Raw genomic sequence first — 13,388 nt, forward strand, 5'->3', positions numbered from 1 at the left:
CGCCACGGTTTACCCGTCCGCGGCCCCGATGGCCGCAACAAATCGAGGAGCCCGTCATGGGTCAGTCTGTCGTAGTGTTGGGTGCCCAGTGGGGCGATGAAGGCAAGGGCAAGATCGTCGATCTGCTCACTGAGGAAATCGGCGCCGTCGTGCGCTTCCAGGGCGGCCACAACGCCGGCCACACCCTGGTCATCAACGGCAAGAAGACCGTCCTGCACCTGATCCCGTCGGGCATCCTGCGTGACGACGCGCTGTGCCTGATCGGCAACGGCGTGGTGATCTCGCCGGCCGCGCTGCAGAAGGAAATCGCCGAGCTGGAAGCCTCCGGCGTGGAAGTGCGGTCGCGCCTGAAGATCTCCCCGGCCGCGCCGCTGATCATGCCGTACCACATCGCCCTGGACCAGGCGCGCGAGCGCGCTGCCGGTGGCAAGGCGATCGGCACCACCGGTCGTGGCATCGGCCCGGCCTACGAAGACAAGGTGGCGCGTCGCGGCATCCGCATCGCCGACCTGCATTACCCGAAGCAGCTGGAAGAGCTGCTGCGCACCGCGCTGGATTACCACAACTTCGTGCTGACCAAGTATCTGAACACCGATGCGGTCGACTTCCAGAAGACCTTCGACGAAGCGCTGGCCTTCGGCGAATACGTGCAGCCGATGAAGTCCGACGTGGCCGGCATCCTGCACGACCTGCGCAAGCAGGGTAAGCGCGTGCTGTTCGAAGGCGCGCAGGGCGCGCTGCTGGACATCGACCACGGCACCTACCCGTACGTCACCAGCTCCAACACCACCGTCGGTGGCGCGCTGGCCGGTTCCGGCGTCGGCGCCGATTCGATCGACTACGTGCTGGGCATCGCCAAGGCCTACGCCACCCGCGTCGGCGGTGGCCCGTTCCCGACCGAGCTGGACGACGAAGTCGGCCAGGGCATCCGTGACCGCGGCGCCGAGTACGGTGCGTCGACCGGCCGTCCGCGTCGTTGCGGCTGGATGGACATCGTCGCGCTGAAGCGTGCCGTGGCCATCAACGGCATCAGCGGCCTGTGCATCACCAAGCTGGACGTGCTGGACGGCATGGAAAAGCTGAAGGTCTGCATCGCCTACGAATACAACGGCAAGCGCACCGAGTACGCGCCGCTGGACGCGCAGGGCTGGGAAGAGTGCACGCCGGTGTACCTGGAGTTCCCGGGCTGGAGCGAGAACACCCACGGCATCACCAACTGGGACGACCTGCCGCCGGCTGCGCGCGCCTACCTGCGTTCGCTGGAAGAGCTGGCCGGCTGCCCGATCAGCATCGTCTCCACCGGCCCGGACCGCGACCACACCATGGTTCTGCAGGATCCGTTTGCCTGAGGTAACGCCGGGCGCTGCCCGGCGTAGGTGACAGGAAAAGCCCCGCGCAAGCGGGGCTTTTTCGTTACTGTGTCAGCGGGGTCGGCGAGGAAGCAAAGCGATGACCAGGATGTCAGCGTGAAGGGCGAAACGGTCGTGCGGATCACCCTGTGGGTGTTGTGGAGCCTGTGGGGCATCGCCTGCCTGGTACTGGTGCTGGGCGCGGCCGCCAATACCCTGGCTTCGCGCACGCAGACGGTGCCGTTGGTGCTGAGCCCTGGCGCAACCGCCCAGATCACCGTCTACCGCCTCATCGATGATCAACTGCGGCTGCGCCTGCGCTATGCCGCGGACGGTACGGACGCTGACCCCGAGGTGCTGCTGCGCATCGAAACTCCGACCGATCATGGAGACTTCCGCGCAGGGGAGCGTTCGGGAGTGGCCGGGCAGGGTATCAATCGTGGGCTGGCTTCGGTTGAGTCCAGCGGCCTCATGGCGTCCTACTTCGGCTATGGCCGTGGCGACGCATTGCCACGCGGCCGCTCATGGGTCCGGGTAACCGTGCTGGAGGTGGACCCGGCGCTGGCCGATCGCGCGGCCACCGTCGAGCTGCAGCCGCCACTGGACCTGTTGAAGCTGACTGACCTGGATTATGTCTGGTTGTGGCCGTTCTTCTTCTGGAAAGTGGCGGCACTGCTCCTGTTGATTCCAGGAGCTGCCTTGGCGGTGTTCACGTTCACTTTGCGGCGCTGGCAGCACCGGGCTTCGAAGCAGGCGGATTCAGCAGTGGGTACGGATTGATCGATTCGCCCTTCCACCACTGTTTCTCCGGTCCCAGCACGTGCACCTCGAAATGCAGGTGCGGGGCCTCAGCGCTGGCGTTGCCGGTACTGCCCACATAACCGATCACCTCCCCGCGCCTGATCACCTGCTTTTCGGTCAGGCCATCGGCATAGCGCTGCAGGTGCGCGTAGTAGTAGCACCAGCGTCCGCTGGGCTCGAACTGGTAGATCGTCAGGCCACCGCGCTCGCTGTCGAACAGTTTTTCCACCGTGCCATCGGCCACTGCCAGCACCGGCGTACCGGCATCGGCCATGATGTCGATGGCATCGTGCACGCGGCCTTCGCTGCGCGCATCGGTGAACGTGTCGCGCAGCTGGGAGGCCAGGACGCCCTGTACCGGCAGCAGCAGACCCGACGGCGCATCCGCAGTCCGCGCGGCTGACGGTACGGTGGCGGCGGGGGCAGGGGCCGTGCCGAGCGGCGCTACGGATCCCTTGGCCGGCGCCACAGCTGCTGCCGGTTGTGCTTCCGGCAGCGAGGCGGCTACCGGCTCGCCTGCATCGCGGCGCAGCCACCAGCCGGCCCCCAGTCCCAGCAGAACACCCAGCACGATCAGCTGCGAAAGACGCATCGGCTCACTCCTGCATCACCACAGGGACGGAGGTATCCACCGCATCGGCCACGCGCAGCGCATCCCAGTTGGTCATGCGCACGCAACCATGTGACTCGGTCTTGCCGACATGGCCGGGCTCGGGCGTGCCATGCAGGCCGTAGTGTGGCTTGGACAGGTCGATCCAGACCCGGCCGACTGGATTGTTCGGGCCCGGCGGCAGTGTCGCCTTCTTTTCGCCCTTGCGCGCATCCCAGAACAGCTTGGGGTTGTAGTGGAACGGCGGGTCGCGATACACGCCCAGGATCTTCCATTCGCCAATCGGCAGCGGATCATGCTGGCTGCCGGAGGAAACCGGCACCTGAGCGATCACCTTGCCCTGCGCATCCAGCAACTGCAGGCTGGAATCGGACTTGTCGACGACCACCTTGGCCGCCTTCGGTAGCGGCGATGGTGCGACATTGGGCACCTGGATGCGGTTGCCCGCCTTGCTCAGATCCACGCCCGGATTGAGCAGCTTCAACAGCTCAGGGGATGCGTGGAAGCGTTCGCCCAGCGACTCTTCGACGTTGTTGAAGCCCAGCGATTTCAGTTTGGCCTGTGCGGCGGGGCCCTTCGGCACCGCCTGGAACGGCCCGGCGACATCCTCGCTGGTCAGCGTGTAGCTGGCCAGGGGGGGGACCGTATCAGCCTGCAGGGCCTGCCAGGTCGCGTCGTCCAGTTCACCGGTGACGGCCAGGCCGTGCGCCGCCTGGAAACCCGACACCGCGCGCCGTTGGTTGCTGCCTACTTCACCGTCGATCTGGCCGGGCGAGAAATTCGCGCGATCCAGCAGCACCTGGGCATGCAGGGCGGAACGTGCTGCGGTGTCCGGTCCGGCCTTCTCGGCAATGGGGGCGGGCAGTCCAGGCGGCGGTGCCTGCGCGAACGCCGGCGATGCCAGCAGCGAGAGAGCGAGCAGGGTGGATCGGTACACGGGTAATGGCATTGGGAACTCCAGCAGATGACGCCACCACCTTGCCTGCAGGCCGCGCCGAGCCGCCGTGAAAGAGATCTGACGTCTGCATGAGCAGTCGGGTCGTTGCGCCACCGTCCCCGCGCGGGTGCCGCCGGCCAAGGGCTCACCAAGGTGAATGGTGCCCCACGCCGTTGGCGGTCGGCGATCAAGATTGCCTGGCGGGCCGCCGATAACGCCACATCCCCCCGTTTTGGATGTACCGATGAACTACTTGAGGAATGTCAGGGTTGCCTGGCGTCTTGGGCTGGGCTTTGGCCTGTTGCTGCTGTTGGTTGCGGCCGTGGTGGCCACCGGCGCCACCGCCAGTGTCGTGCAGAAGCGCGCGATGCAGCAGGTGGTCGATGTCAGCGTGGCCAAGGTGCGTCTGCTCTCGCAGATGCTCGATGCCAACAACCAGATGATGGTCGTTCGCCGCGAGATGCTGATCCGCCAGGGCGATGACCGTGGCCATGATGAGCAGCGCATCGCCGATCTGGTCAAGCGCTATGAGGCCAGTTGGACCGCCTACCAGGCGCTGCCCAGCGACGCCGAGGGCAAGGCCATTGCCGAAACCATCGCCGCCAAGCGTGCCATCGCGCGTCCGCTCAACAAGCAGACCAGCGAACTGATGGAGCAGGGCGACTACCCGGGCGCCGTGGCGCTGACCCTGGGCCCGGTGCAGGAAGCCGCCAACGGCTGGAACAAGGCGCTGTCCGATGGCGTGGACTTCGAGGAGAAGGAAAGCCGTGAGGCTGCTGCCGAGGCAATCCGCCTGGGCGAGCGTAGCCTGCTGCAGTTGCTGGTGCTGGGCGGCGTCGCGCTGCTGGTGGGCATCGGTGCCTCGGTGATGATCGGGCGCAGCCTGACCGGCCCGTTGGCCCGCGCGGTGAACCTGGCGGAACGCCTGTCCAAGGGCCAGCTGGACCAGGAGTTCCGCCTCGGCGGCCGTGACGAACTGACCCAGTTGGGCGAGGCGATGGCCAGCGTGCGCCAGAGCGTGCAGGCGGCGATCGGCGCACAGCTGCAGATGGCCGAACAGCACGAGGCGGGTGCGATCCGCTACCGCATGGACGCCAGCGCCTTCCCCGGCGATTTCGGCCGCATGGTGCAGGCCACCAACAGCCTGGTCGAATCGCACGTGCAGGTGGAACTGCTGATGGCCGAAGTGATGCAGCGTTACGCCATCGGTGACCTCAGCCGCGACCTGCCGGACTACCCGGGCGAGAAGGGTACGCTGACCCGCACTCTGGCCGCAGTGAAGCAGAGCCTGATGGCGATCAACGCGCAGATCGATGAACTGGCCCGGGCCGCGCGCGCCGGTGATTTCAGCATGCGTGGCGATGCCGCTGCGTTCCAGTTCCAGTTCAAGGCGATGGTCGAGCACCTCAACGGCATGATGGCCAGTTCGCAGGCCAGCATCGCCGACGTTTCCGACGTGCTACGCGCGATCTCGCACGGCGACCTGACTGCACGCATGGACGGCGAGTACGACGGTGTATTCGCCCGCATGCGTGACGACGCCAACACCACCACCGCGCAGCTGACCGGCATCGTGCGTGGCATCCAGGTGGCCGCCGACAGCATCAACAACGCGGCGCAGGAACTGGCCGCCGGCAACAACGACCTGTCGCGCCGCACCGAGCAGCAGGCCGCCAACCTGGAAGAAGCCGCCGCATCGATGGAGGAACTGACCTCGACTGTGCGCCAGAATGCCGAGCTCGCTCGTCAGGCCGACAGTGAGGCGCATGCCGCCGGTGCCGCCGTACGCGAAACCGAGCAGGCGATGGCGCAGATGGCGTCGGTGATGGGTGAGATCGATCAGTCCTCGGCACGCATCTCGGAAATCTCCACCGTGATCGACGGCATCGCGTTCCAGACCAACATCCTGGCGCTGAATGCTGCGGTTGAAGCCGCGCGTGCAGGTGAGCAGGGCCGTGGTTTTGCCGTGGTCGCCAGCGAGGTACGCACGCTCGCGCAGCGTGCCGGTGTCGCCGCCAAGGAAATCAAGGAGCTGATCGAAGACGCCGCTGCCAAGGTGAAGAGCGGCTTGGCGGTGACCGTTGAATCGGAAGCCGCGATCGCCCGCGTGGCCCAGGCCAGCTCGCGCACCACGCAGCTGATGAGCGACATCGCAGCGGCCAGCAAGGAACAGGCCGCCGGTATCGAGCAGGTCAACCAGGTGGTGGTGCAGATGGACCAGGTGACCCAGCAGAACGCTGCGCTGGTGGAAGAAGCCACTGCCGCCAGCCGCGCGCTGGAGGAACAGGCGCATGCGCTGACCACGTCGGTGGCGGTGTTCAAAGTGGAGCAGGGCGCGCGCCTGCCCATCGTGCCTGCGCAGGCGGCGTAAGCAACCTGCGACTGGATGTTGGATGACGCCCTGCATCGCGATGCCCCGCATGCAGGGCACCGCATGCACGCAACCGGTCGGTGCCGCTGGCTAGCGGCCGCGCGCGGCGCGTTCGATCAGCCAGCCGGCTGCGTACAGCAACAGCAGTGTTGGCGGAACCAGTACTGCATACGCGGTCGACCAGGGTTTGCCGTACAGCAGGCTGCCTGCGCCGATGGCATCGAGTGCAGCAGACTGCAGGGTGATGGGGAGCGACATCAGGATATAGGCCCCCTTCGGGTCCGCATCCGACTGCGCGCCGTGAACCAGCCATGCGGTCAACAGCAGGTAGACCACGCAAAGCGCAAGACCGGTCCAGCTCAGTAATCGCCGCATCTTCATCCGCATGCCTCCGTTCAACGGACGTCGAAGTGAGCCTGCAGAGGCAGGCTCACATTCCGCAGCAGATCCCTGACCACCACCTGCGCAGTCCACGTGCCTTTCGGATCACTGGCCTCGGCCACGAACTTCAGGTGCAGGTTGGTCATGTACAACAGGGTTGGCGGGCCGGGCAGGGCAGCGGTGAAACAGGGAACATCGCGTTCGTCGATGCTGGTACTGCCGTCCGGGCGCAGCATGCGCAGATCGCAGTGCACCTTGGGTACGCGGTTCTCATCCAGTTGCGGGTTGGACAGGAATGTCAGCAGGAACAATTCACCGCCCGGGTGGACTTCGTCGGCCTGGGTAAAACCGGGAGTGGTCTCTGGCGGGGTCTCCCACTTGGCCTGCCAGTCGGCATCGGAGGTGACCAGCAGCGATGCCGCAAAGCCACCGCTGGATTTCATGGCATCGGTCTCCGGCATCGCCTTGCCTGCCCCGTTTATCCAGCCATCGTTGGCGGAACTGTTCAGTGGCAGCATCATGGCCATCATGGCCAGCGCGTAGGTCCATCGCATCAGAGGCTCTCCTTGGCAGCCGCGTCCCGCGGCAGAGCGGGCAGTATCGCTCAACCTTGACCGGCAAAGCAGCAGGAGAGCCGGAGCAGAGGTTCCGCTGCCTGCCGATGTGGGCGATGCTTGCCAGCAAAGGAGGTGACATGGGAATCGGGAGCGAGGAAAAGCCGGGCTGTGATTCAGCATCACCCACGCCGCAGCACGTGCTGATGCTGCCCGGGCTGGATGGCTCCGGCAGGCTGTCGATCCCGTTTCTGTCAGCACTCCAGGCTCATGGGCTGACGACGCAGGCGATTACGCTGCCTGCGCAGGGAGGGCAGGATCACGCCACGCTGGCCCAACGGCTGTGGTCGCAGCTGCCCGGCCATCCCTTCATCCTGCTTGCCGAGTCCTTCTCGGGCCCGTTGGCGGTTGAACTGGCCACGCGGCAGCCCGCCGGGCTGCGCGGACTGGTGCTTGCCGCGACCTTTGCGTGTCGGCCGGTGCCATTGCCGGCAGCCAGCGCAGCCCTGCTGACGCCGGCCTGGCCTCTGCCTCCCGTGGCGTTGCTGGCGCGCCTTCTGCTGGGGCGGTGGCGCACCCGCGAGCACCTGTCGATGCTGCGCGATGCGCTGGCCCGGATTCCGGCGGCCACACTGCGGCGACGCGCCGCAGCGACCCTGCGCGTCGACGTACGCGCATTGCTGCCGGCAATCGACGTGCCGACGCTGTGCCTGCACGCGTGCCATGACCGCCTGCTGTGGCCGCCCAGCGTGGCAGAACTGCAGGCCCTTTTGCCGGATGCCCGGCATGTTTCGCTGGAAGGGCCGCATCTGCTGCTGCAGGCACGCGCTGACGCAGCCGCAGCCGAAGTTGCCGCGTGGATGAGGACGCTGTCGCCCTGATCGAAGGACTCAGCCGCGCGCGCGGGTACGCGCGGCCTTCTTCGCCGCCACCTTGCGCACGGTCTTCTTCGCCGCACGTGTCTTCGCCGCCTTCTTCGCTGCAGCACTGCGCGAGGCGGCTGTACCGGCCTTCTTGGTCGCTGTCTTCTTTGCGGTTTTCTTTGTGGCTGTCTTGCGAGCCGGTGCCTTCTTTGCCGCCGCCTTCCTGGCTGTCGTCTTCTTCGCAGGTGCGTTCTTCGCCGCCGTCGCCTTGGTCGTGGCCTTCTTTGTGCCCGACTTCCTGGCAGGCGCCTTCTTGGCAGCCTTCTTGCTGGTCGCCTTCTTCGTACCCTTGCGCGCGCTGCCGCTACGCTTGCCACCACCATCCTGCTTGTTCACGGTCGCCCAGGCAATGCGCTCGGCGGTGCCTTCGCTGGCACCGCGCTCGCGCTCGCTTTCCTCGATGTGCTCGGCCTGGCGCTTCTGTTTATCGGAGTATGCGGATTTGTCACCACGGGGCATGACAGTTCTCCTGTTGTTGTAGTCAGGCCAGCAGGCGCAGCTTGGGTTCGCGCGCCCACTGGCGGGTGGCGGCCGCCGCCAGGAATGCCTTGGCGTCTTCCGCTTCGACGATGCCGGCGTCGTTGCCGACCCTTGCCGCCTTCAGCAGCGTCTGGCCGCCCGCATCGCTGGCGATGGCCTTCAGGTGCGCCCACGCCTGGCTGACGAATTCGATGGCTGCACTCTCTTTCGACAAGGCCTTCGCCGCTTCCGGGCTGAGCACCACGGCTACTGCATCGAACACGGCCGACGGGGTGCCCGCCAGTTGCCCATCCGCCGCCTGCAGCGCGCCATCGCTGAGCGTGGCGCCACCCACTCTGGGGGCGACCAGCTTCACATCCGCACCTGCTTTCCTGGCTGCCTTGCTCAGGCTGGCAATGATCCGGGCATCAGAACCCTCATCGAACAGGATGCCGATGCAGCGACCCTGCAGGGTAGGCTTGTTGCGCCCAATCACGCGCACCTCGGGGGCGGGGGGCATGTCCCGCACTGGAGTAGCGGTCGGCGCCGGGTCGGGCAGTGCAGGCAACGCCAGACCATCGGCCACGCGCTGCGCCAGTGAGTCATCGATGTTGCGCAGGTGACTGACGGTGCGTACCCGCACCTTCAGCGTTTCCACCTTGGACAACTCGAACACCAGCGCCGATGCCAGGTGGGCCTGCTCCGGCTTTTCGAGGCTGCGGAAGAACATTCGGGCCTGGCTGTAGTGGTCGGCGAAACTCTCCGCGCGGGTGCGACCCTTGCGGCCATCGTCGGCGCTGGCATGGCTGCGGAATCCGGCAGGCGTCTCGCGCGGGGTGTCCTCCTGCAGCGAACTGGGATCGTAGGCCACCCGGCCCTTGGGAACCTGCATCTGCATGTGGCCGTCGCGCTGATGATTGGCAAACGGGCACTTGGGCGCATTCACCGGGATCTGGTGGAAGTTCGGGCCGCCCAGGCGCAGCAGCTGGGTGTCCAGGTAGGAGAACAGGCGCCCCTGCAGCAGCGGGTCGTTGCTGAAGTCGATGCCCGGTGGCACGTTGGCCGGGCAGAAAGCCACCTGCTCGGTCTCGGCGAAGAAGTTGTCCGGCCAGCGGTCCAGCACCATGCGCCCGATGACCTGCAACGGCACCAGCGATTCGGGAATGATCTTGGTCGGGTCCAGATGATCGAACGGGAATGCGTCGGCGTCTTCTTCGGTGAACAACTGCACCGCCAGTTCCCATTCCGGGAAGTCGCCGCGCTGGATGGCCTCGAACAGGTCGCGGCGATGGAAGTCATTGTCGGCCGATTGCAGTTTCAATGCTTCGTCCCAGACCGTGGACTGGATACCCAGCTTGGGCCGCCAGTGGAACTTGACGAACGTTGACTCGCCGGCCTCGTTCAGCAGGCGGAAGCTGTGCACACCGAAGCCTTCGATCATCCGCAGCGAACGCGGTATGGCGCGGTCGCTCATCGCCCACATGATCATGTGCATCGATTCGGGCATCAGCGAAATGAAGTCCCAGAACGTGTCATGGGCCGACGCGGCCTGCGGGAAGGCACGGTCCGGTTCCATCTTCACCGCGTGCACCAGGTCCGGAAATTTCATGGCGTCCTGGATGAAGAACACCGGGATGTTGTTGCCGACCAGGTCCCAGTTGCCCTCCCTGGTATAGAACTTCACCGCGAAGCCGCGCACGTCGCGCGGGGTGTCCACCGAACCTGCGCCACCGGCCACGGTCGAGAAGCGGGTGAACACGGGTGTCTTCACGCCAACCTCGGTCAGGATGCGCGCGCGGGTATGCGCCTTCAGTGATCGGGTCAACTCGAAGTAGCCATGCGCAGCGCTGCCGCGGGCGTGCACGATGCGCTCGGGAATGCGCTCATGGTCGAAGTGGGTGATCTTCTCGCGCAGGATGAAGTCCTCCAGCAGTGTAGGCCCCCGAGGTCCCTGCCGCAGGGAGTTCTGGTTGTCTGCCACCGGGATGCCCTGATCGGTGGTCATCGCCGGATGACTGCCCCCGGCCTGCTGGTGCAGTTCATCGCCGTTGCCGCGGTGGTGGTTCTCGGCGTGGGTGGTTGCGCGCTTGCCGGTCGGCTTGCTGGCGGCCATTGACGTTGGCTCCGGATGCTCAAAGAGAACCACGACACTGGAACCGGGCCCGTTAAACCGAGGTCCGGCAAAGGTGAACGTACAGGCAAAAGCAGGCTCGGGTATGCTTGCTCCATGCGAGTCGAGCCCGCCGACATCGAAGCCCTGTTCGACGCCATCCCGGATGTGCTGTTCTTCATCAAGGACCTTCAGGGGCGTTACACCCACGTCAACCAGACCATGCTGCGGCGGCTGGGCCTGCGCGCCCGCAAGGACGTGATCGGGCGTACCGCGGCGGAGATCTACCCGACCGGGCTGAGCGCCGACTACGTGGACCAGGACGCCCGCGTGCTGGCCGGTGAGGTGATCGAGAACCTGATGGAGCTGCACCTGTTCGCCAACCGCGAACCGGGCTGGTGCCTGACCTGCAAGCGTCCGCTGGTGGTCGATGGGGCCATCGAGGGCCTGATCGGCATTTCCCGCGACCTTGGCCAGAAGGACAGTCTGGGTACCCAGTACGAGCAGCTGCGGCTGGCGCTGGCGCACCTCAACGCGCACTACGCCGAGAACGTGCGCATGCAGACCCTGCTGGACATCACCGGCTTTTCGCTGTCCAAGCTGGAGCGCAGCTTCCGCAAGGTGTTCCAGATGACCCCGCAGCAGGTGCTGACCCGGCTGCGGATCCAGATGGCCATGCACCTGCTGCACGGTGACGAGAGCATCGCCAGCATCGGCCAGGCCTGCGGTTTCAGCGACCAGAGCGCCTTTACCCGCAAGTTCAAGGCTGAAACCGGTTTCTCGCCGCGTGCCTACCGCGCCCGTATTGGTGGCAGTGTCGGAGAGCCGGCATTGGCCTGAGCCGCCTGCTGCGCTGTGCCTATCCCCGCGGGCATGGGACAGGGTAAGGTGTCGCCCCTGTAGCCCGCCGCCAGCCCTGCCGATGCCCAACTCGATTCCGACCGCTTCGCCGTCCCGCCTCGGACATTCGCTCAAGCCCCGCCAGCTGATCATGATGGGCCTGGGCAGCGCCATCGGCGCCGGCCTGTTCCTCGGCTCGGGCGTGGGTGTGCAGGCGGCCGGTCCGGCGGTCCTGGTGTCGTATCTGGTCGCCGGCGCGCTGGTGATCATCGTGATGAACGCTCTGGGCGAAATGGCGGCGGCCAAACCGACCAGCGGCGCGTTCTCGGTCTATGCCGCCGATGCCATGGGCGCCACCGCCGGTGCCACCGTCGGCTGGTTGTGGTGGGTGCAGCTGGTGATCGTGATCGCCGCCGAGGCGGTGGGAGCGGCCGGTCTGCTGGCCACGGTCTGGCCAGCAGTACCTGTACCGATGGCGGCGCTGGCCTTCATGCTGTTCTTCACCGCGATCAACCTGCTCGGGGTGAAGAACTTCGGCGAGTTCGAATTCTGGTTCGCCATCCTCAAGGTGGCGGCGATCCTGGCCTTCATCGCCATCGGCGTGGCGCTGCTGATGGGCTGGCTGCCGCAGGTGACCTCGCCGGGCCTGAGCAACTTCACCGAGCATGGTGGCTTCGCGCCGAAGGGCCTGGCCGGTATTGGCGCTGCACTGCTGGTTGTCGTTTTTGCCTTCGGTGGCACCGAGATCGTGGCCGTTGCGGCGGCGGAGACCGAGGATCCGGAGCGCAGCATCGCCCGTGCCATCCGCACCGTGGCGTGGCGCATCCTGGTGTTCTACATCGGCTCGCTGAGCGTGATCATCGCCGTCGTGCCGTGGACCAGCGAAGCGTTGAAGTCGCCGTTCGCCGCCGTGCTGGACATTGCCCGTATTCCGGGCGCCGGCACCGCCATCACCCTGATCGCGGTGATCGCGCTGCTGTCGGCACTCAATGCCAACCTCTACGGCGCCTCGCGCATGATGTATTCACTGGCGCAGCGCCGCGAAGCCCCGGCCGTGCTGGGCTGGACCGATCCGCGCCAGGTGCCGGTGATTGCCGTGCTGGCCAGCGTGCTGTTCGGTTTCGCCGCCACGGTGATGGAACTGCTGTTCCCGGACCGGGTGCTGCCGGTGCTGCTGAACATCGTCGGTTCGACCTGCCTGCTGGTGTGGACGCTGTCGCTGGTCTCACAACTGGTGTTGCGCCGCCGCGCGGATCGCCTGGGTACCCGGCTGCCGTTCCGCATGGCGGGCTTCCCGTGGCTGACCTGCTGCGCGCTGGCGATCCTGGCGCTGATCTTCGGCCTGCTGCTGAGCGAGTCGCACACCCGCCTGCAGTTCCTGTCGATGGTGGCGCTGACCGCCACGATCGCCGCCGGCAGCGCCATCGCGCGGCGCATGCGCGAGGCGTGACTGAAGCTGCCGGCCAGCGGCCGGCACTACCACGGGGGCTGCACATCCGCCGTGCCATCCTGATCGTGTGGGCCGTCATCGGCCCGTCGACCGGGAGTACCGCATGCTGCGCAGTCGCCCCTTCCTGATGTTCACCGGCCAGGCCGAGGCCGCCCTGGCCCTGTACGCCGAGGCCTTCGCCGATTTCCGCCTGCTGGCAATGCAGCGCCATCCGGACGGCGCCGGTGCCGGCGTGCCCGGGCAGGTCCGACAGGCCATCTTCCTGCTCGGTGGCACCCACTACCTGTGCTTTGACAGCCTGGACGTGCACGATTTCACCTTCAGCCCGTCGATCTCGCTGTTCGTCGAGTGCTCCGGCGCCGAGCAGTTCGAGCGCGCCGCGCGCGTGCTGGGCGAGGGCGGCCACTGGCTGATGCCGGTGGGCGACTATGACTTCAGCAACCGCTACGGCTGGGTGCAGGATCGCTTCGGTGTGTCGTGGCAGTTGAGCCTGGGGCAGATGCCGGACCCGTGATCGGGATTACCGTGGATGTGGACCCTGGTCCACCCGCCCTCATGAAAACGGCCCGCTTGCGCGGGCCGTTCTCTTTACCGATGCCGCGA

General features: G+C 66.4%; 13 protein-coding genes. 7 read left to right on the plus strand and 6 right to left on the minus strand.

What is annotated here, in order from left to right:
* The first annotated feature begins 56 nt into the window (after positions 1-56).
* Complete coding sequence (locus tag JLDANKMP_RS05890; protein WP_005410639.1) at positions 57-1,349, plus strand: adenylosuccinate synthase; 1,293 nt, start codon at positions 57-59, stop codon at positions 1,347-1,349.
* A 117-nt stretch (positions 1,350-1,466) separates the two neighbouring features.
* On the plus strand, positions 1,467-2,129 hold the full coding sequence (locus JLDANKMP_RS05895) for a hypothetical protein (protein WP_005410638.1): 663 nt from the start codon (positions 1,467-1,469) through the stop codon (positions 2,127-2,129).
* On the opposite strand, the gene JLDANKMP_RS05900 is transcribed toward JLDANKMP_RS05895, so the two are convergent.
* Entirely contained in the window at positions 2,065-2,742 is a 678-nt protein-coding gene (locus tag JLDANKMP_RS05900) for a M23 family metallopeptidase (RefSeq protein ID WP_212560724.1), read from the minus strand. The genes JLDANKMP_RS05895 and JLDANKMP_RS05900 overlap by 65 nt on opposite strands.
* A gap of 4 nt (positions 2,743-2,746) precedes the next feature.
* Complete coding sequence (locus JLDANKMP_RS05905; RefSeq protein ID WP_111687559.1) at positions 2,747-3,709, minus strand: L,D-transpeptidase family protein; 963 nt, start codon at positions 3,707-3,709, stop codon at positions 2,747-2,749.
* 232 nt (positions 3,710-3,941) lie between these two features.
* Between JLDANKMP_RS05905 and JLDANKMP_RS05910 the strand changes: the two genes are divergently transcribed.
* On the plus strand, positions 3,942-6,068 hold the full coding sequence (locus JLDANKMP_RS05910; RefSeq protein WP_212560725.1) for a methyl-accepting chemotaxis protein: 2,127 nt from the start codon (positions 3,942-3,944) through the stop codon (positions 6,066-6,068).
* 90 nt (positions 6,069-6,158) lie between these two features.
* Here the strand turns inward: JLDANKMP_RS05910 and JLDANKMP_RS05915 are convergent, their stop codons facing one another.
* Both JLDANKMP_RS05915 and JLDANKMP_RS05920 read right to left on the minus strand, forming a co-directional pair.
* Positions 6,159-6,449: a hypothetical protein gene (locus tag JLDANKMP_RS05915; RefSeq protein ID WP_005410634.1), complete on the minus strand. Its 291-nt coding sequence runs from the start codon at positions 6,447-6,449 to the stop codon at positions 6,159-6,161.
* 14 nt (positions 6,450-6,463) lie between these two features.
* Positions 6,464-7,003, minus strand: a complete 540-nt coding sequence (locus JLDANKMP_RS05920) for a hypothetical protein (RefSeq protein ID WP_171968980.1) — start codon at positions 7,001-7,003, stop codon at positions 6,464-6,466.
* Between the two features lie 140 nt (positions 7,004-7,143).
* On the opposite strand from JLDANKMP_RS05920, the gene JLDANKMP_RS05925 reads away from it, so the two are divergent.
* Positions 7,144-7,884 (plus strand): alpha/beta hydrolase, encoded by a 741-nt coding sequence (locus tag JLDANKMP_RS05925; protein WP_212560726.1) that lies wholly within the window; start codon positions 7,144-7,146, stop codon positions 7,882-7,884.
* A gap of 9 nt (positions 7,885-7,893) precedes the next feature.
* Here the strand turns inward: JLDANKMP_RS05925 and JLDANKMP_RS05930 are convergent, their stop codons facing one another.
* Both JLDANKMP_RS05930 and JLDANKMP_RS05935 read right to left on the minus strand, forming a co-directional pair.
* Positions 7,894-8,385 (minus strand): hypothetical protein, encoded by a 492-nt coding sequence (locus JLDANKMP_RS05930; RefSeq protein WP_005414176.1) that lies wholly within the window; start codon positions 8,383-8,385, stop codon positions 7,894-7,896.
* 22 nt (positions 8,386-8,407) lie between these two features.
* The gene (locus tag JLDANKMP_RS05935) at positions 8,408-10,498 is read right to left on the minus strand and encodes a catalase (RefSeq protein WP_005414177.1); all 2,091 of its coding nucleotides are present in this window, start codon (positions 10,496-10,498) and stop codon (positions 8,408-8,410) included.
* A 114-nt stretch (positions 10,499-10,612) separates the two neighbouring features.
* Between JLDANKMP_RS05935 and JLDANKMP_RS05940 the strand changes: the two genes are divergently transcribed.
* From JLDANKMP_RS05940 to JLDANKMP_RS05950, 3 genes are all read left to right on the plus strand, one after another.
* Complete coding sequence (locus JLDANKMP_RS05940) at positions 10,613-11,335, plus strand: AraC family transcriptional regulator (protein WP_005410629.1); 723 nt, start codon at positions 10,613-10,615, stop codon at positions 11,333-11,335.
* Positions 11,336-11,417: 82 nt separating this feature from the next.
* Positions 11,418-12,785 (plus strand): amino acid permease, encoded by a 1,368-nt coding sequence (locus JLDANKMP_RS05945; protein WP_005410628.1) that lies wholly within the window; start codon positions 11,418-11,420, stop codon positions 12,783-12,785.
* 103 nt (positions 12,786-12,888) lie between these two features.
* Complete coding sequence (locus JLDANKMP_RS05950) at positions 12,889-13,299, plus strand: VOC family protein (RefSeq protein ID WP_005410627.1); 411 nt, start codon at positions 12,889-12,891, stop codon at positions 13,297-13,299.
* Positions 13,300-13,388 lie beyond the last annotated feature (89 nt).

Source organism: Stenotrophomonas sp. PE591, from assembly GCF_018320795.1.
GTDB lineage: Bacteria > Pseudomonadota > Gammaproteobacteria > Xanthomonadales > Xanthomonadaceae > Stenotrophomonas > Stenotrophomonas maltophilia.

Bases quoted from the DNA above. Each gene is read 5' to 3' on its own strand.
- JLDANKMP_RS05935 (WP_005414177.1), bottom strand. From the start codon at position 10,498: ATGGCCGCCAGCAAGCCGACCGGCAAGCGCGCAACCACCCACGCCGAG.
- JLDANKMP_RS05950 (WP_005410627.1), top strand. From the start codon at position 12,889: ATGCTGCGCAGTCGCCCCTTCCTGATGTTCACCGGCCAGGCCGAGGCC.
- JLDANKMP_RS05925 (WP_212560726.1), top strand. From the start codon at position 7,144: ATGGGAATCGGGAGCGAGGAAAAGCCGGGCTGTGATTCAGCATCACCC.
- JLDANKMP_RS05940 (WP_005410629.1), top strand. From the start codon at position 10,613: ATGCGAGTCGAGCCCGCCGACATCGAAGCCCTGTTCGACGCCATCCCG.
- JLDANKMP_RS05930 (WP_005414176.1), bottom strand. From the start codon at position 8,385: ATGCCCCGTGGTGACAAATCCGCATACTCCGATAAACAGAAGCGCCAG.
- JLDANKMP_RS05945 (WP_005410628.1), top strand. From the start codon at position 11,418: ATGCCCAACTCGATTCCGACCGCTTCGCCGTCCCGCCTCGGACATTCG.
- JLDANKMP_RS05910 (WP_212560725.1), top strand. From the start codon at position 3,942: ATGAACTACTTGAGGAATGTCAGGGTTGCCTGGCGTCTTGGGCTGGGC.
- JLDANKMP_RS05905 (WP_111687559.1), bottom strand. From the start codon at position 3,709: ATGCCATTACCCGTGTACCGATCCACCCTGCTCGCTCTCTCGCTGCTG.
- JLDANKMP_RS05920 (WP_171968980.1), bottom strand. From the start codon at position 7,003: ATGCGATGGACCTACGCGCTGGCCATGATGGCCATGATGCTGCCACTG.
- JLDANKMP_RS05915 (WP_005410634.1), bottom strand. From the start codon at position 6,449: ATGAAGATGCGGCGATTACTGAGCTGGACCGGTCTTGCGCTTTGCGTG.
- JLDANKMP_RS05890 (WP_005410639.1), top strand. From the start codon at position 57: ATGGGTCAGTCTGTCGTAGTGTTGGGTGCCCAGTGGGGCGATGAAGGC.
- JLDANKMP_RS05900 (WP_212560724.1), bottom strand. From the start codon at position 2,742: ATGCGTCTTTCGCAGCTGATCGTGCTGGGTGTTCTGCTGGGACTGGGG.